At 43.7% G+C, this 18,676-nt stretch carries 22 protein-coding genes, 1 tRNA gene and 2 pseudogenes; 20 read left to right on the forward strand and 5 right to left on the reverse strand.

The window, feature by feature from the left end:
- The first annotated feature begins 165 nt into the window (after positions 1–165).
- From R8N49_RS16765 to R8N49_RS16790, 6 genes are all read left to right on the forward strand, one after another.
- Positions 166–831 carry an SDR family NAD(P)-dependent oxidoreductase gene (locus tag R8N49_RS16765; RefSeq protein WP_053303444.1) on the forward strand — a complete coding sequence of 222 codons (666 nt, stop codon included), beginning with the start codon at positions 166–168 and terminating at the stop codon, positions 829–831.
- A 190-nt stretch (positions 832–1,021) separates the two neighbouring features.
- A tRNA-Leu gene (locus R8N49_RS16770) sits at positions 1,022–1,106 on the forward strand.
- 218 nt (positions 1,107–1,324) lie between these two features.
- Positions 1,325–1,486 carry a hypothetical protein gene (locus tag R8N49_RS16775; protein ID WP_158156911.1) on the forward strand — a complete coding sequence of 54 codons (162 nt, stop codon included), beginning with the start codon at positions 1,325–1,327 and terminating at the stop codon, positions 1,484–1,486.
- Positions 1,487–1,627: 141 nt separating this feature from the next.
- Complete coding sequence (locus R8N49_RS16780) at positions 1,628–2,188, forward strand: hypothetical protein (protein ID WP_023585695.1); 561 nt, start codon at positions 1,628–1,630, stop codon at positions 2,186–2,188.
- Between the two features lie 459 nt (positions 2,189–2,647).
- Positions 2,648–2,794: a hypothetical protein gene (locus tag R8N49_RS16785; protein WP_023585697.1), complete on the forward strand. Its 147-nt coding sequence runs from the start codon at positions 2,648–2,650 to the stop codon at positions 2,792–2,794.
- A gap of 2 nt (positions 2,795–2,796) precedes the next feature.
- Entirely contained in the window at positions 2,797–2,934 is a 138-nt protein-coding gene (locus tag R8N49_RS16790; protein ID WP_023585698.1) for a hypothetical protein, read from the forward strand.
- A 404-nt stretch (positions 2,935–3,338) separates the two neighbouring features.
- Here the strand turns inward: R8N49_RS16790 and R8N49_RS16795 are convergent, their stop codons facing one another.
- Entirely contained in the window at positions 3,339–3,887 is a 549-nt protein-coding gene (locus R8N49_RS16795; RefSeq protein ID WP_155007066.1) for a hypothetical protein, read from the reverse strand.
- A gap of 504 nt (positions 3,888–4,391) precedes the next feature.
- On the opposite strand from R8N49_RS16795, the gene R8N49_RS16800 reads away from it, so the two are divergent.
- Positions 4,392–4,592: a hypothetical protein gene (locus R8N49_RS16800; protein ID WP_023585700.1), complete on the forward strand. Its 201-nt coding sequence runs from the start codon at positions 4,392–4,394 to the stop codon at positions 4,590–4,592.
- A gap of 59 nt (positions 4,593–4,651) precedes the next feature.
- Here the strand turns inward: R8N49_RS16800 and R8N49_RS31020 are convergent.
- A pseudogene (locus R8N49_RS31020) lies at positions 4,652–4,738 on the reverse strand (IS3 family transposase); the annotation flags it as partial.
- Positions 4,734–4,928, reverse strand: a pseudogene (locus tag R8N49_RS16805) (IS630 family transposase); the annotation flags it as partial. The pseudogenes R8N49_RS16805 and R8N49_RS31020, both read right to left, overlap by 5 nt.
- A 436-nt stretch (positions 4,929–5,364) precedes the next feature.
- Here R8N49_RS16805 and R8N49_RS16810 point away from each other — a divergent pair.
- From R8N49_RS16810 to R8N49_RS16825, 4 genes are all read left to right on the forward strand, one after another.
- Positions 5,365–6,603 carry a tyrosine-type recombinase/integrase gene (locus tag R8N49_RS16810; RefSeq protein ID WP_023585701.1) on the forward strand — a complete coding sequence of 413 codons (1,239 nt, stop codon included), beginning with the start codon at positions 5,365–5,367 and terminating at the stop codon, positions 6,601–6,603.
- Positions 6,604–6,763: 160 nt separating this feature from the next.
- Positions 6,764–7,147 carry a hypothetical protein gene (locus R8N49_RS16815; protein WP_023585702.1) on the forward strand — a complete coding sequence of 128 codons (384 nt, stop codon included), beginning with the start codon at positions 6,764–6,766 and terminating at the stop codon, positions 7,145–7,147.
- A gap of 44 nt (positions 7,148–7,191) precedes the next feature.
- On the forward strand, positions 7,192–7,692 hold the full coding sequence (locus R8N49_RS16820) for a hypothetical protein (protein ID WP_023585703.1): 501 nt from the start codon (positions 7,192–7,194) through the stop codon (positions 7,690–7,692).
- Positions 7,693–7,792: 100 nt separating this feature from the next.
- Entirely contained in the window at positions 7,793–8,224 is a 432-nt protein-coding gene (locus R8N49_RS16825) for a DUF2787 domain-containing protein (RefSeq protein ID WP_023585704.1), read from the forward strand.
- Positions 8,225–8,906: 682 nt separating this feature from the next.
- Here the strand turns inward: R8N49_RS16825 and R8N49_RS16830 are convergent.
- Positions 8,907–9,812 carry a helix-turn-helix transcriptional regulator gene (locus R8N49_RS16830; RefSeq protein WP_080102011.1) on the reverse strand — a complete coding sequence of 302 codons (906 nt, stop codon included), beginning with the start codon at positions 9,810–9,812 and terminating at the stop codon, positions 8,907–8,909.
- Positions 9,813–9,990: 178 nt separating this feature from the next.
- Here R8N49_RS16830 and R8N49_RS16835 point away from each other — a divergent pair, with 178 nt between their 5' ends.
- From R8N49_RS16835 to R8N49_RS16845, 3 genes are all read left to right on the forward strand, one after another.
- Positions 9,991–10,113 (forward strand): hypothetical protein, encoded by a 123-nt coding sequence (locus R8N49_RS16835; RefSeq protein ID WP_254901957.1) that lies wholly within the window; start codon positions 9,991–9,993, stop codon positions 10,111–10,113.
- A gap of 15 nt (positions 10,114–10,128) precedes the next feature.
- Positions 10,129–10,266, forward strand: a complete 138-nt coding sequence (locus R8N49_RS16840; protein WP_023585706.1) for a hypothetical protein — start codon at positions 10,129–10,131, stop codon at positions 10,264–10,266.
- Between the two features lie 84 nt (positions 10,267–10,350).
- The gene (locus R8N49_RS16845; RefSeq protein WP_023585707.1) at positions 10,351–10,548 is read left to right on the forward strand and encodes a glycine zipper domain-containing protein; all 198 of its coding nucleotides are present in this window, start codon (positions 10,351–10,353) and stop codon (positions 10,546–10,548) included.
- Between the two features lie 100 nt (positions 10,549–10,648).
- On the opposite strand, the gene R8N49_RS16850 is transcribed toward R8N49_RS16845, so the two are convergent.
- Positions 10,649–11,956, reverse strand: coding sequence for a hypothetical protein (locus R8N49_RS16850; protein ID WP_023585708.1), 1,308 nt, complete (start codon positions 11,954–11,956; stop codon positions 10,649–10,651).
- A 183-nt stretch (positions 11,957–12,139) separates the two neighbouring features.
- On the opposite strand from R8N49_RS16850, the gene R8N49_RS16855 reads away from it, so the two are divergent.
- The 6 genes from R8N49_RS16855 to R8N49_RS16880 all read left to right on the forward strand — a co-directional run bounded on the left by R8N49_RS16855 (position 12,140) and on the right by R8N49_RS16880 (position 18,599).
- Positions 12,140–13,297 carry a tyrosine-type recombinase/integrase gene (locus tag R8N49_RS16855; protein ID WP_318190019.1) on the forward strand — a complete coding sequence of 386 codons (1,158 nt, stop codon included), beginning with the start codon at positions 12,140–12,142 and terminating at the stop codon, positions 13,295–13,297.
- A gap of 10 nt (positions 13,298–13,307) precedes the next feature.
- On the forward strand, positions 13,308–13,487 hold the full coding sequence (locus R8N49_RS16860) for a helix-turn-helix domain-containing protein (RefSeq protein WP_023585710.1): 180 nt from the start codon (positions 13,308–13,310) through the stop codon (positions 13,485–13,487).
- A 373-nt stretch (positions 13,488–13,860) separates the two neighbouring features.
- A complete protein-coding gene (locus R8N49_RS16865; RefSeq protein ID WP_024103869.1) occupies positions 13,861–14,289 on the forward strand; it encodes a hypothetical protein in 429 nt (142 codons plus the stop codon).
- Between the two features lie 65 nt (positions 14,290–14,354).
- Complete coding sequence (locus R8N49_RS16870) at positions 14,355–17,042, forward strand: DNA-directed DNA polymerase (protein WP_023585712.1); 2,688 nt, start codon at positions 14,355–14,357, stop codon at positions 17,040–17,042.
- A 170-nt stretch (positions 17,043–17,212) separates the two neighbouring features.
- Positions 17,213–17,881 carry a hypothetical protein gene (locus R8N49_RS16875; RefSeq protein WP_023585713.1) on the forward strand — a complete coding sequence of 223 codons (669 nt, stop codon included), beginning with the start codon at positions 17,213–17,215 and terminating at the stop codon, positions 17,879–17,881.
- 97 nt (positions 17,882–17,978) lie between these two features.
- Positions 17,979–18,599: a hypothetical protein gene (locus tag R8N49_RS16880; RefSeq protein WP_023585714.1), complete on the forward strand. Its 621-nt coding sequence runs from the start codon at positions 17,979–17,981 to the stop codon at positions 18,597–18,599.
- Positions 18,600–18,676: the final 77 nt, after the last annotated feature.

Consider the following 18,676-nt stretch of genomic DNA (forward strand, 5'->3'; position numbering starts at 1 on the left):
TAAGCATAGGTTAAATGCCCGTCGTTCTGCTTGATATTTCATGCATCACGAAAGTAAGAAAGCTGCTTGCTTCAAAGAATGGTGCTCTTGAGGTGTGAATTACCACGATTCTGTTACCTTAATTGATAGATGAATTAAAAGTATGTGATTGAAAAGAGGTAGCGCATGATTGTAATTACAGGTGCAAGTAGCGGCTTAGGGGCGGAACTAGCAAAGCGTTATGATGCGGAAGGCAAAGAGACGTATGTAATAGGAAGAAATACAGAAAAACTATCCGCACTAGCAAAACAACTCTCTCATAACGTTGGTTATCAAGCTTGCAACCTCTCATTGCACCAAAATGTGAAACAGCTCTTTGATGGGGTGAAACAGTCCCCTGAAATGGTCATTCATAGTGCGGGAAGTGGTTATTTTGGCTTACTGGAAGAGCAGGAGCCGAAAGAGATTCAAAAGTTGATTGATAACAACCTGAATTCTGCGATTCATGTGCTAAGAGAGTTAGTAAAGCGTTACAAAGATCATCCAATAAAAGTGGTCATGATCATGTCCACAGCCGCGCAACAACCTAAAGCGCAAGAGTCTACGTATTGTGCAGTGAAATGGGCCATCAAAGGATTAATTGAGTCGGTTCGTTTGGAGCTAAAAGGAAAACCTATGAAAATTATCGCGGTTTATCCTGGTGGAATGGATACGGAATTCTGGAAAACAAGTGGCAATACGATGGACACGAGTCACTTCATGCAAGCAGAAGATGCCGCAGAGATGCTCCATAATGCGTTGTCGAGCATTGGGAATGGTTATGTTTCTGATATTACAGTGAATAGAACTTAAAAAGAGTTTCGTATACTCATTTTCATCTGGAAGAGTAGTAGAAAATGGAGCGTACGTTTCTTATGAGTACAGCTTTGTCACACTTTGTGGCGAAATTATCAGCAAACGATAGTTATTTAAGGTATTTCTGCTTGCGCAGGTCAAAAGCTTACGTATAATGCCAACCATCAAAGGGCAATAGCCCAAAGATGCCGGTGTGGTGAAATTGGTATACACGACGGATTCAAAATCCGTTGCCTTCGGGCGTGGCGGTTCGAGTCCGCCTACCGGCACCATATAAAGAAAGGTCGCTTTTATAGCGGCCTTTCGTCGTTTATAAGCTTTGAAAATATTCAAGAAATCAGAAGCTTAGCTCGTTTCTCCCTTCCTTGTTATCGAAGCTTTTCTCGCTCCAATAAACTCCCTTTACCCGCCTTAAAATTTCTCCCATGGTCCATATATGGTTCATCGCATGACGATTCTGTGCGCAAGGGAATCCTAGTAAATCCAACAAATGCAAACTTCTGTAATCTCGCAAGCCAGTATTATCAAGGGCTTCGAGCGAGAAGAGCCATGGTACGACCATGGTGACTTTACGGTGCTATGCGGTTTTGGTTTTGCCCTTATGGAACAACGGATCGTTTCGATGGATAGTCGAAAAGCCAGTTTGAGTTAGGCGGTTTTGCGGTGTGTGTTGGAAGCGCGTTGGGGTAATACACCTACAATCAATCACACAGATGAATTAACTCCAAGTTGATATCGATATGCAACTGTGTAATCTTCTTTATAGTGGTGAACAAATGGAGCTTGGCCAACTATGAAGATGATTTTCGTCGATGCTGAAAATGTAGGACTGAAGGAGCTAGAAAAAATTAATGCTTCGGTCGTTGATAAAGTCTTTGTTTTTTCTAAGTCAGATTCAGTCAAGCTTGTTTGTGAAAAGTCGTTGTATCTGTTCTTATCTGACTATCCGACAGGTCAGAACCAAGCCGATTTCTATATCATTGCATATCTGTCTAGGGTGCTACTTGCTTTAGATAAAAAGCAGTTGGGCTCTGTTCATTTTGAGCTATACAGTAACGATGAAAGTTTGATTTCAGCATTTGAGTTTCAGTGCAAGCAATTAGGCGCACCTTGTCAAAGCATCAGAACTAGAGACAACACCGTTGTTCCAATTATTAAGTCACAACAGACACCCCAAAAATCCCCTGAAGACAAGCTTCTTCATGCTTTGAAGTCTCCTCGTGCTTTAGATCCTAGCTTTCAAAAGCAGCTAGGGCTGTCAAAGTCAGATTTTACCAAGGCAATCAATGAGCTTTCCAAAAATAACCAAATCAAGCGTAGTCCTCAGTCCAAGAAAAAATGGGTTAGGTGTTAGTCGGCTGACTTACCGACCTCATTAAAGAGTAATAAATGGCGGTATTCTCCATCGCTACTACTAACCATCAGTGTGTGAATATTGCTGTCCTAAGCTTGCTGAGTGATGATCTCGGTACTCTCTGATGAGTTGCGTGCGAGATTAGTGTTGATGTGGCTTGATAGATGAGGTCTAGATCTTGGATGGGATTTTTATATTTAATATATAATAACCAGTACAACAGCTTGCCATAGGCTGCTGTTGTACTGGTTATTATTAATACTATGTTAGTGGCTCTGGTGGCGAAATCTGTAGGTAATACAGTGGTAGTTTCCATTTTAAGCTATGACATTTTCCACTCATTCGTCCAAAATCACTGAATATCACTAAGAATCACTGAACAATCACCGTCCCATCATCGTCGCTACTAAACCACCTCTCATACAATGTCATCGTTCATTCAACAAAGGAGATAGAACGATGAGCAACAAACAGAACAACCATAAAGCAAATCAAGCTAACAGCAACAAAGGTACATCTGGACATAACACCACGTACCAAAAGGCTCAAGATAATCGAGCAAATCAACTAAACCCAAACAACTCACGTTATCAAGGAAAGAAATAATTATGATGGATCCTTCAGATATGTCACAAGACGAGCTAGACCTGTGGTCTGATATTAATAACCCTAATAATGATTCTGATATGGATGACTGGGCGGATGCTCACAATCCAAATAATGATGACTACTTAGGGGATGACTAAGTCTAAAGCCGATGGTTTAATGCCATCGGCTTTCTATTAAATAACAGTTGGTTAGCATGACAAAAGTGACGGTAAAAAATACAAATATACAAGGCAGTTGTTGAAAATTGCTAAGCAATTAGCTGCCCCCCCCCCACATTTAGGGCAGTTATATGCAGAAGTACTAACTTCTGTATAGCATTCAGGACATTTGATCAGAGCCATAGCTACCACCTTATACTAGGTGTGTTATTGAAATTAGGCCAAAGACTAACCTATACAATTGTTGAAAATTGAAGCTCTAGCAAAAAGTTTCTATTGATTTCTTTGACACTTAACCTTCAGCTCAATAAAACTCTTTGTCCCTCACATTCTGCAAGTAGCGATAAATGTCAATATGTAAACAAACGCAGTGCTAGAACTACCTAGTCCTCAAGCTCATATTCGTTCAACATTTCTTCAAAAACTCTTATAACATACCCATCCATAATGAGCTTATCGCGCAATGATGTATAGTAGGATTCATCCGACAATTCATCTACAGAAACAATAGCAGTACCCAACGGTGGGTTTGACTTGAATGTAGTCTTGGTTGGCTGAGGCAACTCATCACAAAAGATAGTGCATTGAGTCTCAAGTGGCTTATCAGTTTTAATTAGTACATACCCATCTGCTTCTAAATTGGTTTGCGCTTGCAGGCGGTTTACACTCCAATTGATGTAGTAGTTTTTAGTATCAGATGACACACTCAAGTCTGGTAGATTATTAAGACTATGAATACCTTTAATTTTTAATCTATCGTAAGGTTCGTATTCTGCTTTAGGCTCTTCTGGATACTTATTCTTGGGTACGTGAAGTGATGACCCTTTGTGGCGTGGAATTATTAGCTCTACAGACACGCCATTTGCCAAGATACTACTATCGTTAAATATGGTTAGGTAAAGAATCTCTGCACCAGCCCACTCTCTGAGCACATCGGCTCGCTCTCGGTATAAATCTTTATTAAGCTGTTTTCCAGTATTCTCCCCATGCTCCCACGGGGCGGATACGCTCAATATCGCCAATAGACAAGAAATTGCAGAAAATATTTAGCCTAGCCTGTGTAAAAATCCTACATAAATCTACCTTCAACCTACCGCTGCCAACTTTATCCAACCGCCTATTTAACATTAAATTATGCGGCAAAGATCACACCAAAAAACAAAAACTTGAAGTAATATCATGCATATAACTAAGTTTCATATCAATTTGGGTATGAATAAAATATTGTCCGTTCGTCAGTAGGCTAATTTATATGCAACTTTATGGGGTGTGCCCTTCGTGTAATAAGAGTACGGTGTTTAATCGAATACACCGCTCATTCATAGAAAAAGTATTCCGCAAAAAATACTTCAAATATGAGTGTGTAAATTGTTCAGCAGAAGTTTTTTCTCATCAAACTCAAATAGATATAGTTCTTCATCGAAATGGGAGATTAAATGAACAATGACATCAGATCTATGGATCAAGCTGATGGTTTGCGTCGTCTTGCGAAACCTCCAACTGGCTTAGATAAATTGAAGGCTCTACAGGTCGAATTACGCAGTGCCATCATCGCAGGGAAATACAAAGATGCAGACAGACTAATGGCGTTGCTAGATAAAGCTCAAAAAGAGCTAGAAGAAACACATTGGAGGTAAACTGTCTTTCGATCTGGTAAGCAAAACTCTGATCTGCTCCAGCTAGACTGGACACTTCATTAAGCGACATTTTGCTGTTCAAAGTTAACTGGGCTTAGATACCCAAGAGCACTGTGCCTTCTCGTCCGATTATATACTCGCTCAACTTGAAGATGCAGGTTTCAAAATCTGAAAATTATCCGTAATTCGGGATACCAGTGAGCCTGCAACTTCTGGCAACGTTACATTGAAAAATTCATTAATAGCCGTTGTAAATTCAGCCTTCGAGGAGAAGTAAATATTGTTCCTCGCATGCTCATTCATCACTTTCCATAACCGCTCGATTGGATTTAAATTTGCCTTCCCATTTTTTTAATCTCAAGCATACTTCACCGATGAGATTTTCTTTTTATCAAAAGCTAATGAAACTTGGTTTGCATAGCGATCTGTTGCCGTTTTAAGATGTAGCCGAAAACCCAATAGCCAAAGAGGGGCTTAATCCTCAAAGCAGAACTGGATGTCAGTTCAACAACAAGTACCTTTCATCATGAGCACCACCTTAGCTTTAAAGTTGAGGTCGTGTATAGGTATTCGGATAACCTTGTAACCTGTCACTGACTAAGTGAAAACGCTGAGGCAAGTAGCTGAAACGGTTCAAGGTTTATTAGGGATAGGGGTGGGTAAAGCCGAACCATATAACTTCATGTTGTATCGTTCGGCTTTTATTTAGCTGTAACAAACACCCATTCAAACACATATTAACTAATTGAATATCTAGTTAATGGAGGTTTGAATGAGTAAATCACAGCGACTCACCACCACTTTCCTCAACAACCTTAAACCCAACCCTAGAACTGCAAAATCCGCTGATTACGAAGTCAATTTATCTGCTATGAGAGATAGTGGCTTACCTACTGGCGTACGTTGCTTAGTGGGTAAATCTGGCGGGAAACGCTTCTTGCTTAGGTATATTAGCCCTCAGGTTCCGGGTAAAAAATCTGCGATTGGTCTTGGCCGTCACCCTGAGACAGATCTTGTAACCTTGAGAAAGATCGCTAAGGAATACCGCCAGAAGATCCTGGAAGGCATTGATCCCAAGCTTGAGCGTGACAATCAGACTACCGAGAAGACGATGACTCTGGAACGGTTCTTTGATGAAGTGTACCTGCCACTGGCAAAACAGAAACGTAGTTGGAAGGATGATGTAGCGCGATTTCGTTTAGCAAAGTCGATACACCATATCTCGATTCATGACCTAACCGCCGCCGATATCATCAAAGTCCAAATGGAGATGCAGAACGCAGTTACGATTAAGGGTAAACCGTATGCTCCTGCTTCGATTAATCGCGTTTTAGCTCTATTGAAAACGATCAATCGTCAAGCATACAAGTTGATGGACGCTCCGCTCATTGCTGACAAGGTGAGCTTGTTAAAAGAAGATAATGTTCGCACTGGCTACTTATCGGAAGCGCAGCTAAAGGAGTTTATAGGTCACGCTCTGAACCATGAAGATAAGAGCATTAGTGCGTACCTAATTATTCTGTTTTTGACCGGATTACGCGATAAGGAACTGCGTTTGCGCTTGAAATCCGATGTGAATTGGGAGGAGAAAACACTCACTATTCCGCATACGAAAAACGGTAGTAGTCACGTTATTTATCTAAGTGATTACATGCTTGATATTTTGAAGTCGGTGCCTCATGTGGCGAATAATCCGTATCTCTTTCCTGGACGCAAAAAGGGTAAACCAGTAGGACAACCTAGGCATGCTTTCAAGGCTATCAAAGCCAAGATGGGACTGCCCGACATACCCGGTGATAAAGCGAACCTAACCCTGCACAGTGCTCGCCATACCGTTGGGTCGCTTTTGGCGTCACAAGGAGTCTCGTTACACGACATAGCCAAGCAGTTGAATCACGCTGACCTGTCATCAACAAGACGCTACTCGAAGCTGACTGTAGGGCGTCGGAGGGAGATTGGTTCTCGTTTATCGGATATGGTGACTGCGAAGCCAGAGATACGTTGGGAATGAAGAAGTTAGGTTTAACCAGTTAATTTAGAAATGACATTAGAAAAGCCCCTGTTTAGCGATGAGCTAAACAGGGGCTTTTTCATTATTAGAAGGAAAATCATCTGACATGTCTCGATAGAGAGTGGAAAGCTGGTTTTCGTTAGTTATAAGGAAATTCACGATGAAAACAGTAAACAAGTTTGAAGACATTCAATCACTGCCAATGCCTGATGGTGTGAAAGCAAAACTACTCGAACACCTGATTGAGCCATTCGGTGATGAAGAAAATACGAAAGCGTTCTGGGATGAAGTCGGTACGACCTTGTACTTGATTGAGGAGTCCGATACCGACGAAACCTTGAGTGAAGAATCTGAGGAAGACCAGCATTTTCTAAGGTTTCTTAGTAACTTTAGCGAGTGGGTGCTAATTCTTAACTCTCCTGACTGTCCTTGGCTATTAGCGGTCGCCATAGTGACCATGGAAGGCGCTGGTGTGTACTGCTGTGCTCCTATGAACAGTCCAACGTTCCCTGTCGCCAAGCTCGCTGACCAAGCTGAATCTTAAAACCAAATTAAACCTGAACAATTCCATCTCAAAGGAGGTGTCCTATGGCACGTAAATCAAACCAACAACAAGAAACGGTTCAACCTGAAATCGTAGAGGGCAATGAACAAGTCACGGTCACTGACGATCAACCAGTAGACCATTTCGCTAATATCGTGCGCGAGGGTAAAGCTAAAAAGCTATCACCGAAAACCGAGAATCATGTGTTCTATGAAATCGCCATTCATGATGAAGAAAACGAGCTCTATATCCGCATGTCGGGTAATGAAGGCGGTGGTTTGCACAGCAAGGAATGGATCCCGCTTAAAGATATCACCGCTGTTCTGGATGTGCAGGGTGATAAGCCGTTCAAGAGTTCTGTGCTGAAGTGTGTATTTTCTGGACAGTCAGCGAACAACGCGGGTTTTATGTGCGGAGTTTGCAGGGGGCTTGGTCTTATCATCCAGTCGGAGAAATCAGTCTTCCTCCACGTTCTAGCGCCTGACTACAAGCAGTGTCGAGACGAAATCCTGTCTCTAGTGGACTCTGAAACCAAAGCGAAATAACCCCAAATCCACATCAATCCTTACTCACTAAGCCAACACTGGCTTTCATACCGAGCACTTAGCAAGAGTGCATTCCTAACAAACTAAAAGAGATTTTATTATGAACTTAACTTTTGACGTTGAGCGATTACTGCTGCCTGTCAGTATCGATCTTCAAGATACTTTAAACCGAGTGATCAGCGAATCAGGCAAATGGACACCCATGATCCAATCGGTGGTGATCAACTTCCGAGATTCATCTTACAGTTCGGAAAACGGCGGTTTTCACCCTGTTGAAATCAGGCTTGTTCGTCTCTACGACCAGTGGATTTTTGATTACATCACTGACTTTGCGTATTGCGGTGGTCCTTATCCCGAACTGGTTAAAGAGGTGGATTTTAACTTCTCATCTGGAACAGCGAGTTTTTCCTATGTTCCGGAACTGCCGATAACAAGTAGTGAGGTAATGGAGTTCTACTCGATGTGGGAATCCAACTTTCTTAGCTACGTCGAAATGGGCGTGTTCGATGAGAGAAAAGTCACTGTGGATTAGTCCATCGGTAACAAACCAAGTAGAAAGCACCATGTATGTACCATAAAATACTCGACTCACTTCCTAGTGAAACTAAGGCTTCCCATTGTCCCATGTTCGTCATGGTGTGATGGGAAGCCTTTTTCATTGGGGCAAGTTTTAGCAACGTTTACCCAATCCGTTGCCTTCGGGATTCAGAGGGGATGGCGTTGTTGGATTGCAATGGACGGTGGAAACACCAAGGAAGGGAGTCTTAATTTTAACGAGTTTGGTTGGTTTGTTCTGGTGTTTTGTTATTAAAAGCTCCCATTGCTATGTCGAAGCAATGGGAGCTGATGTTTAGGTTTTGCTATAGCGCGTAACGTATAGGGGTATTGAGAACGAGTTTCCATGAGATTTTCCATAGTCATCTGTTCTAATTACAGCGCCAAGAGCGCCCCTTAATTCAATGTTTACAGGTCGGTGTGAAAACTTGGTCACTTTCAACGTTGCCATGCGCTGTAAGCGGTAATCCACGATTCCCACACATTAGTCTCAAACCCGTTGAGTTAAAAAGGAAATTGTCACCGGGATCTATAGTGACAAGTTCATGGGTAGGACGGTCTGTAGCAGCGTAGTGAAACGACATTATGTCGGGGTTCTTTGTTGACTTGGTGCTGTGCTTCTAGAGAGAACGCTAGGGCGTCATTTATTAACGTGGCAACTACTTGTAACGATCCAATGTGGCGTGGAGATCGCGTATCAGTTCAAGCTTGAGACTGACTGGGGAGAGAACCTCGACTTGAGGGATCCAGGACTTCAACAAGGGCAAGATATCGCTCAATCTTGATACTCGACTGCTAACTAGCAAACTACCGTCACTCAGTTCTTTCAATAGCTGCTGGTGGGGGAGAATCGTCCGTTCAAGAAAGCGAGGGGCTACTTCCCTATCAACCTGTACAAGCACCTCAGCATCATCCGGAGTTAGCCACTCCATCCCCTGTTTATGTATTTCCTCGTGGACCTTTTGATTCGGTTTGTATTTATCTTCCCGGCGGTGAATCCGTGAAATATTCGGTAATCGGTACGAATGTAACTGGTCACAGTGGGTCGCAGCGAGGAACCAGATACCACGGTCATTCACCAAGCGATAGGGATGGACAGATTCGAACGTTTTGCCATTGTACGTAAGGTCAATCACAGAGTGAGTGGTAATAACTTCGGTCAACTGCCTAAACTGCGCATCGAACTTCTCGATAGGTTCGGAGCGTGGATTCTTAAACAGAACGGGAGTGTGACCGTTGAACTTGTAGTGATTAGGTAGTAGCGCAGACAAACCCGTATCGTGCAGTACCTTGTTGGTATTCGCATTACCATTATTTCGAGTTACTGGATCTAACCGATAACCCTCATTGGTGCGGATAATCGGAGCGTTGACGAGCCTTTCATTGAAATCGCGTCTCAGGGTTTTCTCGCTTACCTGATAATCCGCTACCAACTGCTCAGGGGAGAGCACCTCTCCCATAAACAATCTCGTCAATATGTCACCTAGCCTTAATGCTAGCTTTTCACTCTTATCGCTCATGCTACTAGCGTACGGTTTCCTCCGGACAGGTTGAGGGCAAAACATTTTTAAATGTTTCAAACCGTCGCGCACTGAGATTTGGCATAGCTTTCATCGGATAAGGCAGGGCAATAACGATGACTATTTTCACACTCATTCTGCGATCTTGGACATATCCTGTCCGAGCGCAGTGGGATACTACACAACGTAGATTTACTACAACGTCAATTAAAGGAAACAAGTAATGCAAGTGACATTCATTAAGCCGCTTATGGCATCAGGTTACTCATGCCGCTCTTTAGGTTGTCCCGGTTGGGTCACCAAGGGTGGGTCATGCGATACATGTGGCGCAATGGATTACAGTTAAGAAGGAGTATTCGTTATGGGCGGTTGGACAGAAGACCAAGGTGACTATGATGATGGTACAGAAGACTCTGGCTTCAGTCAGGACTTCGACATGGAACCGGGCGACGATGGTTGGCTTGGCGGTGACTTCATGGCTGATGATGACGATGATTAAGTCCCATCACTAAATTAGGCTTATCAACAAGGGCGGTATCGAAAGGTATCGCCCTTTTCTGTATCTATAGAAAAGGAAAACATTATGACGAAAACACATTTTCACTCTAACCCTCAACAGCGCTGGTTTAAGCCTAGCTCGTCAACAGGTGTTCGATTCGCGAAGTACGGTGCCACACTCGGTACCCGCTATGGTCCCCAGGGCGTCGTGATTGGCGGGGCGATCGGGTTTGTCGCAGGTGCATTAATCGGAGGGGCGTTAGATGAGCTAGATGTTATCTAGTGAAAAAAGTAGAGGCGGTTGCGCCTCTACTTTTTTCTTTGTCGTAACTGATGAGAAGTGGTTTCCCTTTGTCTCGTTGGACTTTTTCCTCTGTGTTCATTTAGTCCGTTGGGGAATTAATACCATTCTTAATTTCACACGGCCATGTGAGCAAGATAGGTTTCGTTTTATATGCTTGAGGTCTTTCAATGAACATTTTGGGTGTAACGATATCGTGAAACTCTGTCAGCGAGAGCGATTGGTGCATACGTTGCAAGATATACCTTATGCTGCGTTTGCCGATATGTCCCTCCGATGTTGAGAGCTTTACGTTACATGTGTGAATTTTTCTTTGTCTAACAATTGTGTGTTTTTTGTCAGGTAACGATGGATCCCAAAAGTTGAACTTATTGAATAATATCTGACCAGTAAACGGGTTAGGTACGTCTTGCTGAAAGTCTTGCTCGATGGTGGCTTTATATTTTATTCGACTTTTGTCACTAATAACGAGTTCGAGCGTTAATTGATTACGGTTTTTAATTGCATACACTGAGTAAGTGCTGTCTCTACTACCAAGATATTTGTAGAGCGGATTTAGGTTGGTAATTTTGAACGGGATGTATTTGATACTTTTGCTTGGCTTAACCAAGAGATAGATGAGGTACGTGCTCTGTTCGTCGTCTTTCTCGTCAGTTTCGCCACGCGTATCGTCATAATAATCTAAGTAATTATGAGTGGTTGTCTCAATCTCTTTGCTTTCTTTGGTATCAGCTTTACTATCTTTGTTATCAACCTCGTCGTTAATGGTGTTAAAGATAACGAGTTTGGCATCTAAGAGCTGTTTGTTAGCTACTTTATTGGTACTTGGTTGACCAATATGTTTTTTGTAGAACTTGAGATTCGTTTCTATTAGGTGCTTTTCTGCTGGTGGTGATGCTCTGCGTACGGCTTCAAGAAGCAGCTGATGGCTTTCTTCTTCGTACTTTCGCTCGGTTGAAATGAAGTTTCCCAAGAGCTGGATAAATTCTCGGTTTTGTTTATACCAGGGTGGGAAGTCTAGAATATCTACCGTGATTGGCATCTCTATATCTTGGTATGTCTCGTCTTTACTGCTGTCCAATTCTACAATGCTGCTCTCGATTAAAGTGAGCGCAATTCTTTTCTTGTTTGACAATTCTTTCAATGGCTTGAGCGTTTTAATGTGCTTAGTTTTATAAGTGGAATGTGCGGAACGCTTTGGGAACGACTGGTGTACCCTTGCTTTCTTAAAGGCACTTTCCAATGCTGCGGTAGCTTTATCAGGACTTAAGCCAAATAGCCGCTGTAGGGTGATGATGAGCAAGTGCTTGTTATGAATTGATAACGGTTTAGCTTTTGGCGTGAAAAGGTAAACCGTTTTTTCATAGAGTACGGGTTTTCTTCTAGGCATATTAAATCAAACAAAATGGTTCCTTAATCTGTGCATACTAACGAGTTAATCTCTTTGTATGAACTCTTTTTTCTTACGGTGCATCATATTTTATGGTCTGTAGAGGGAGTCGTGTGGTCGGCACTCTTCAGTCAGTGTCACCTTAATCTTTGCTCACGATTTACTTATACGGAGTGAGATATTGTGAGCACTACACCGATAGAAATGAACCAGAAGGTACTCAATGCGTTGCCTCGTCCTGCTAAGGGCGAGCAAGGTGTTGAGTATCCTTGGAAGAAAAACCCCCGATTGCGCGTACTTGTGACCGCGAAGAGTATGCGCTGGATAGTTCGCCTTGGCTGGAAAGGAAAGCGTTACTACGAGTCGTTTGGGACTTACCCCGAAATGAAGTTTGCTGAATTCAATCAGTTGGCTTACCAATTTATCGCTGATGTTCAGTCTGGGGCATACCAGAAGGGATCGCGTTTGACGGTTCAGCAGTTCTTTGATGACGTTGTACTTCCATACAGTCGTAATCATCACCGCGATTCTAAGACCTTTTTATCCCGCTCTAAGCGCGTAATGGCTGCGTTTGGTAAAGAGCGCGTTACGGACGTGACTCGCCGTGATGTTGAGCGGTTTCTCAATTCACTTACTGACTTAAGTCATGCGTCTATTAACCGCTATCACGCCTTCTTATCGAAACTTTTTTCGATGGCGGTCGAGCACGAGATTATCGATAAAAGTCCAGTAAAGGGCGTTAAAAAGCGGTTGGAGAACAATGCGAAAGACCGAGTGTTGTCCTCGAAAGAAGCGGAAAGCTTTTGTCGGAATGCGTGTGTTGAGCCTAACTTTCTACATGCGAGTGCGCTGATGTTGAGTTTGTTGACAGGTATGCGCATTGGTAATGTGATTAGCCTGACTCGCTCCATGCTTGCCGATGATCTTTCTTCTGCGCTCCTGCCGATGACTAAGTCTGGTAAATCGCAGCGCATTTATTTCTCCGAGCCTGCAAAACGCCTGATCCGTAAATGTCTCAAAGTGTCGTTCAATGATTGGGTGTTCCCCTCGTTAAAGAACCAAGGCGAGCACATTGCCTACCCACGCGCTTGTATGGAGCGCATTCAGCTTGCCATGAAGCAAGAAGGCTGTCTGGACGCACCTTTTACTATCCACGATCTTCGCCGCACTTACGCAACCCAAATGTTGATTGCGACGAACGATATCCGTCTCGCGCAGCAAAGCCTTGGTCATTCCAATGTGAATGTCACCGAGCGTTACGCCTACTATCAAAATACCCATTTAGCGCAAGCCTCTCAGCAGACCGTTGACGCTATACTACCTAACTTACAAATCGATTAAGGAGTTCGACATGTCCAGAGTACTAACTATTGAAGAATTTGCGGAAATGTACGGCTTAAACCCGGCAACCGTGCGAACCAATGTAACTCGCAACCCTAGAAGCTTACCGCCAGTGATGCGCATAGGTCGCAGTGTGCGCTTCTTGCGTAGTGAGGTTGAGCGTTGGGAAAAAGAGATGACAATGCATTAACACAGTAATATCTCTTAATACAGATAAAAGCCCAAAGGCGTCCGTTAGGACGTCTTTGGGCTTTTTAGTATCTGCCTATAAAAATCAAACAAAAGTGTACCTAATCTTGATCTTTTTACTATCACAGCCTTGACGATTGATATTTCTTCTAGCGCCTTTCGTGACTTAGGTTCTGCGCTAAATCTTAGCTGGACTTTGAGCGACGAGTTAATTGTTTTGTGGCTTGTCGACTCGATTCCCTTCTTAGTTGAGTGCTTTCTTTCATCCCTAATATGAACCTCAGCAACGCAGCGATTCTCTCGCTTAGTTGTTTTCGAGGGGGCAGCGAGCTTCTTCGCTGCTCTTTAACAATTAAATGATTTGAGGTATCAAAATGAGTAACTCTATTTTTGTGCGTACTAACTCTGGTGTAGCAAATGTGTTTGGTGGTAAAACTGTTCTTCCGTCTGAAGATCTACTGCTTATTCTGGGTGCAAGAGGCAATCTAATCGTTGCTGAAACTGGTGAAGAGGCTGATGCATTGTTTAAACAGGTATCGAAGAAGATGAAGCCTGAGAAAAACAAATGTTTCATGCTAGAAAGCGGTGGCTGGATCCATGCGGATACGGTCGGCGGTGCTTTCATCTCTCCAAAGTCGGGTGCATTGTTGATGACGGTGGTAAACAGCGACAATTTGCTTGCTATGTTTACGCCTGAAGAATTCAGTGACCTCGAAGGTTTGCGTGACGCGATTACTGAAGCCTTGCTGACGTACAGCGAGGGTAATGATCTGCCTAAGATTGCTTGGTCAGACTTTAAATAATCATCATTGTAAACCTTGCAAAAAGACGCTTAGAGCGTCTTTTTGCGTTTCTAGAGAGTAGTATTATGAATGAAACATATGATTGGTTAGAGCAGTCTTCTGACTTAAGCATGGACAACCTAGCAACATCCGGTTGGACTGAAGAAGCGGTAAGTGCTTGGGGTGACGCTCAACCTAGTGAGCCCACTTCTTTTGATAGCGTTAAGCGCAAAGCGAAACCACTGGTGGGTCGTAAGCCCAAAAAGAAGAAGCAAACTAAGCGAAAGCGACGAGAGGCAACACCGTTCTTTGAGCGCCCCGTGATAGCGATGGATACTGAGTATGTAGAGTCTGAATGCGGAACCTACAATCGTATCTTGAGCTACCAATTCGCCGTTCTGTTCCAGGGCAAGTTATCAACGATTATCTTGTTTCCTGAATCGACCAAAAAATCGGGACGGCTGGCACTGGACAAATGCTTGGTTCAGGCTATCGAAAAAGCGATGGAAGATGAAGTACTTGATAAGTGGCCGACTGACATCATTTTGTGTGCTCATTGGCTATCGGCTGATTTGTTTAACTTCAGCCAAGCTTTTAACCAACTGAAGACACATGTCAAAGGTTTACGTAAGACGGTGGCGAGTCTTGATGACGTATACGGACTGGAACTTGATAAAGTCATGTCTCGACGTATCGACAAAGAACCACTACACGCTTACTCGAAGTCTGGTAACAAGAAAACTCTGTTCATCACCTTTTATGATACGCTTTTATTAGCGCCCAATGGCTCATCTCTTTCATCAGTAGGCGACCTACTGTCTATACCCAAAGTTGAAATTCCAGAGCCTTACTCTATCTCTCGAATGGATGAGTTTCTGGAAGCACAACCTGAGAAATTCGCTGAGTATGCAATTACTGATTCAATTATCAGTGCTCGTCATTTCGAGCGGGTTTCTTCCTTCTGTCAAAATACACTCGGTCTAAATTCGGTTCCTTTTACTATTGGTGGTATCGCCGTTAAAGCCTTTGTGAATAGTTTGGAGGATAAGCGCGGTTACCGTGGTTTGTTTGGCTTTGAGAAAGTGACCAAGGAGGTTTGGCCTTCTGACCGAAGTAAACCTCTGACCATTACACGGGATGTGCCTGTAACAGCTCGTATGACGTTGGAAAACTTTTCGACTCAGTGTTATCACGGTGGTCGCAATGAGTCATTCATCGCTGGCCCCACGGGTATAGATACATGGCGTGATTACGATGTTCCATCATGTTATTCGGCGATTACGCTTGGTTTACGTGAGTTAGATTACGACCAGATGTACATGACCAGAGATCTGAAAGAGCTGTTTGGAGACAAATGTGCTTTGGCTTGGGTCGAGTTTAAGTTCCCTGATATTGCCTACCCGTCCTTAGCCGTACGATCTGAATATGGATTGATATTTCCGCTATCAGGTGAAACGCACTGCACTGGTCATGAACTTGAAGTTGCGTATAACCAAGGTGCTGAAATCACCATCAAGCAAGCGTTTGTAGTGCCCTGGAAGAATGATAAACGAATCTTCGAAGACTTCATGCGTTGGGGTCGAGAACGGCGTAAATCATTCGTTAAAGGTAGCTTTGACGAGAAACTGACCAAGGAAATGTTGAATAGTTGCTATGGAAAGCTAGCTCAATCGTTACGCCCAAAGAGGTCGTTCGATATCCAAGCTGGTTACTCTACGCAACTACCACCATCGACTTTGACCAACCCATTTTTCGCCGCTTACACGACTGGCTTAGCTAGAGCCTTGTTGGGGGAAATGCTTCATAGCATCCCCGATAATAAGGTTGTTGTTTCAGTGACGACAGATGGCTTTCTGACTAATGCTGAACTGGATGAGATAGACCTAAGTGGCTCTATTTGTCAGCGGTTCCGAGAGCTCTACCATCGTATAGACCCAACTGGTGGTGAAGTATTGGAACTCAAGCATCAAGCGAAGCAACTGATCGGTGCTAAAACTCGTGCTCAGTACACGGTTATCGGAAGTGAAGGTTTTGAGCCGATACTGGCTAAAGGTGGCGTTAAGGTCGATCCGATGGTCACTGACCAAAGTGCTTATATGGTGAACAAGTATCTCACCCGAAAGCCCGGTGACAAAGTTGATGGTAGCTACTTAACACCGAACCGGATGCGCTTTTTAGAGCATAAGGATTTGATGCTTGAGAAGCGGTCCATCTTCCTGAATATGGAATATGATCAAAAGCGACAGCTCCTAAATCCGGTAATGGTTGACGTGAAAGGACGGAAGCATATTGCGCTTGAAACCAAGCCACACAAGTCGCTGGATGAGATGCTGTTTACAAGATTGCGCTTTGATCGATGGCGGAAGACGCATTGTCTTAAAACGTTTGAGGATTGGTGTTCATGGCAAGACCGTTTAGTAATGGCAGAAAGCACGAGTCACAAGGACCTGCGTTTAAAGGCTGATGAGACTTCGGATAGCTTAATGGCACGCTTATTCTTGCGTTTCTACGCGCATGAACAAGGTGGTATGAGCAAGAAGCAGATTAGCGCTAAAGCATTAGCTGAGTGGATGACCGATATTGGCTATCCAACCAAAGCGACCGCTGTACGTAGTGCTAAGAATACCAAATTGATTGAAGGCGCTGTACCGATGACAGAGCTGACCATCAACTTAGCTCGCTTAATAGTCTCGAAGTTTCCTGACTTCGAAGTTGAAATCCTCTTCAACCCTGAATCTCGTTCCTCACTGCGAGAAGCTCTCAACGCCCGTTGAGATCGTAAATATTGACCTATCGAAAGCCCTTATCTCAAAGGGCTTTTTTACATATCAACCATTGCACCGTTGGGGATATAAGAAACCCAACCTCACACGCAATGACATTTATTCAAATCCACAGCCGTCATTCCGGCGGCTAACTCTATAAAATTTTAAGGAGCATTATTATGGCTAATAAAAAATTTAACTTTTACGCATCGGTAAACAACAACATAGCTCGTATCGTAAAAACATGGACTGAATGTGAGAAAATTATTGCTAACCCCGGTGGTAAGAAGAAGGGGGCTTACACCTACAAACAAGCCGAAGAATACTTGCAGGAGTTGGTGGTTGAACGTGATGCTCGCCTTGTGCGCAGTAAGCCCAAGAGAAATCGATACAGCAATTCTCGACCAAAAGAAGATTTAAGCTTTTTGAGTGCTTTCACAGCAAGACCTACGAAAAAGACCATTATCTGTAAGCTTGGTGTTGGCGGTAAGGGTTCGACGGTTTCGGTTGTAGGTGGTGACACGCAAGTATTTGAAGTTAAGAAGTCTACAGTTTCAGCAATGCGCTACCAGCTCAGTATGCACACACTAAACATCACTAAAAGTTTGCTAGATCAGGAGGTGAGTTCTATCGATATTATAGGGATGGATGCCGCGACGATAAAAACCCTCACTGAATGGGCACCGAAGTGGAAGCTACAGAACTGGGTGAAACCTAATGGACAGCCACGACCGAACGCTGAACTCGTGCGCGATATGCTGGCGTTGTATGAGCAGATTAAATCCAAGGTCAGCTTCGGCGAGGGTGTAGCTCAAAAAGCTCCTGTAGACGATGATGCCCCGTTTTAAGGTCTATTTAGAGTAGTTGACCATGCAGAGGTCGTCTGGCTTGTCCAGGCGACCTCTGTGTGGTTTTATGCTTAGCAAATTGAAAAGTGATAACTATATGAAAAATATCTATGAAATTGAGGGAATTGAGTTCCCTTCCCGCACTGCTGCTGCGCGTCACTATGGCTTGACCCCTAAACTGGTGAATGAGCGCATTACCAAGTTCGGCTGGACGTTGGAGCAAGCCCTTGAGCTGGAAGCGCGCCCTAAAGGTGACTACCGCAAGAAAGTTGTTATAGACGGCACCGAGTACTCAAGTATGCGCCAAGCGGCTAGAGAGCTAGGTGTGGCGCAAAGTACGCTGATGAACCGCATAAAGGCTGGCATATCTGTAGAGGAAGCGCTGTCTGCTGCACACACCGAGCGTGAGAAGTTAAAGGGTCAGTCCAAACCTATGTTCTACCAAGGTAAGCTCTATCCGTCTGCGCGCCATTTGTTGCTGGCTAATCCCGCGCTGGTTGCTGGTGGCGATTTGGGTAAAGCCGTTACCTCGCTGAATGACAAGGCTCGCCGAGCTAAGAATCAGGGTAAGGTTCTCAATCTATCACTGGATCAAGTTGCCGCTGAGTTTGGTTTGGCGAAAATTGGGTTTTCTGATGAGTTTGATGGTTTTGTTGCTCAGTTAGCGGAACAAGTTGGTGAAGCGGCTTTAACTGAGTTGTTCTATGAGCTGAAGTAGTCTGGATTTGCGTTTTGAAGGGGGTAGTTGCGTTGAGTGACTGCTCCCTTTTTTTGTTTGGGGCGTTTTGTGCTGGT

This window comes from Vibrio sp. 1978 (assembly GCF_033344345.1).

What these genes read in the sequence shown, in the direction of transcription:
- R8N49_RS16765 (WP_053303444.1), top strand. Translation starts at nt 166, where the DNA reads ATGATTGTAATTACAGGTGCAAGTAGCGGCTTAGGGGCGGAACTAGCA.
- R8N49_RS16775 (WP_158156911.1), top strand. Translation starts at nt 1,325, where the DNA reads ATGCAAACTTCTGTAATCTCGCAAGCCAGTATTATCAAGGGCTTCGAG.
- R8N49_RS16780 (WP_023585695.1), top strand. Translation starts at nt 1,628, where the DNA reads ATGAAGATGATTTTCGTCGATGCTGAAAATGTAGGACTGAAGGAGCTA.
- R8N49_RS16785 (WP_023585697.1), top strand. Translation starts at nt 2,648, where the DNA reads ATGAGCAACAAACAGAACAACCATAAAGCAAATCAAGCTAACAGCAAC.
- R8N49_RS16790 (WP_023585698.1), top strand. Translation starts at nt 2,797, where the DNA reads ATGATGGATCCTTCAGATATGTCACAAGACGAGCTAGACCTGTGGTCT.
- R8N49_RS16800 (WP_023585700.1), top strand. Translation starts at nt 4,392, where the DNA reads ATGAACAATGACATCAGATCTATGGATCAAGCTGATGGTTTGCGTCGT.
- R8N49_RS16810 (WP_023585701.1), top strand. Translation starts at nt 5,365, where the DNA reads ATGAGTAAATCACAGCGACTCACCACCACTTTCCTCAACAACCTTAAA.
- R8N49_RS16815 (WP_023585702.1), top strand. Translation starts at nt 6,764, where the DNA reads ATGAAAACAGTAAACAAGTTTGAAGACATTCAATCACTGCCAATGCCT.
- R8N49_RS16820 (WP_023585703.1), top strand. Translation starts at nt 7,192, where the DNA reads ATGGCACGTAAATCAAACCAACAACAAGAAACGGTTCAACCTGAAATC.
- R8N49_RS16825 (WP_023585704.1), top strand. Translation starts at nt 7,793, where the DNA reads ATGAACTTAACTTTTGACGTTGAGCGATTACTGCTGCCTGTCAGTATC.
- R8N49_RS16830 (WP_080102011.1), bottom strand. Translation starts at nt 9,812, where the DNA reads ATGTTTTGCCCTCAACCTGTCCGGAGGAAACCGTACGCTAGTAGCATG.
- R8N49_RS16835 (WP_254901957.1), top strand. Translation starts at nt 9,991, where the DNA reads ATGCAAGTGACATTCATTAAGCCGCTTATGGCATCAGGTTACTCATGC.
- R8N49_RS16840 (WP_023585706.1), top strand. Translation starts at nt 10,129, where the DNA reads ATGGGCGGTTGGACAGAAGACCAAGGTGACTATGATGATGGTACAGAA.
- R8N49_RS16845 (WP_023585707.1), top strand. Translation starts at nt 10,351, where the DNA reads ATGACGAAAACACATTTTCACTCTAACCCTCAACAGCGCTGGTTTAAG.
- R8N49_RS16850 (WP_023585708.1), bottom strand. Translation starts at nt 11,956, where the DNA reads ATGCCTAGAAGAAAACCCGTACTCTATGAAAAAACGGTTTACCTTTTC.
- R8N49_RS16860 (WP_023585710.1), top strand. Translation starts at nt 13,308, where the DNA reads ATGTCCAGAGTACTAACTATTGAAGAATTTGCGGAAATGTACGGCTTA.
- R8N49_RS16865 (WP_024103869.1), top strand. Translation starts at nt 13,861, where the DNA reads ATGAGTAACTCTATTTTTGTGCGTACTAACTCTGGTGTAGCAAATGTG.
- R8N49_RS16870 (WP_023585712.1), top strand. Translation starts at nt 14,355, where the DNA reads ATGAATGAAACATATGATTGGTTAGAGCAGTCTTCTGACTTAAGCATG.
- R8N49_RS16875 (WP_023585713.1), top strand. Translation starts at nt 17,213, where the DNA reads ATGGCTAATAAAAAATTTAACTTTTACGCATCGGTAAACAACAACATA.
- R8N49_RS16880 (WP_023585714.1), top strand. Translation starts at nt 17,979, where the DNA reads ATGAAAAATATCTATGAAATTGAGGGAATTGAGTTCCCTTCCCGCACT.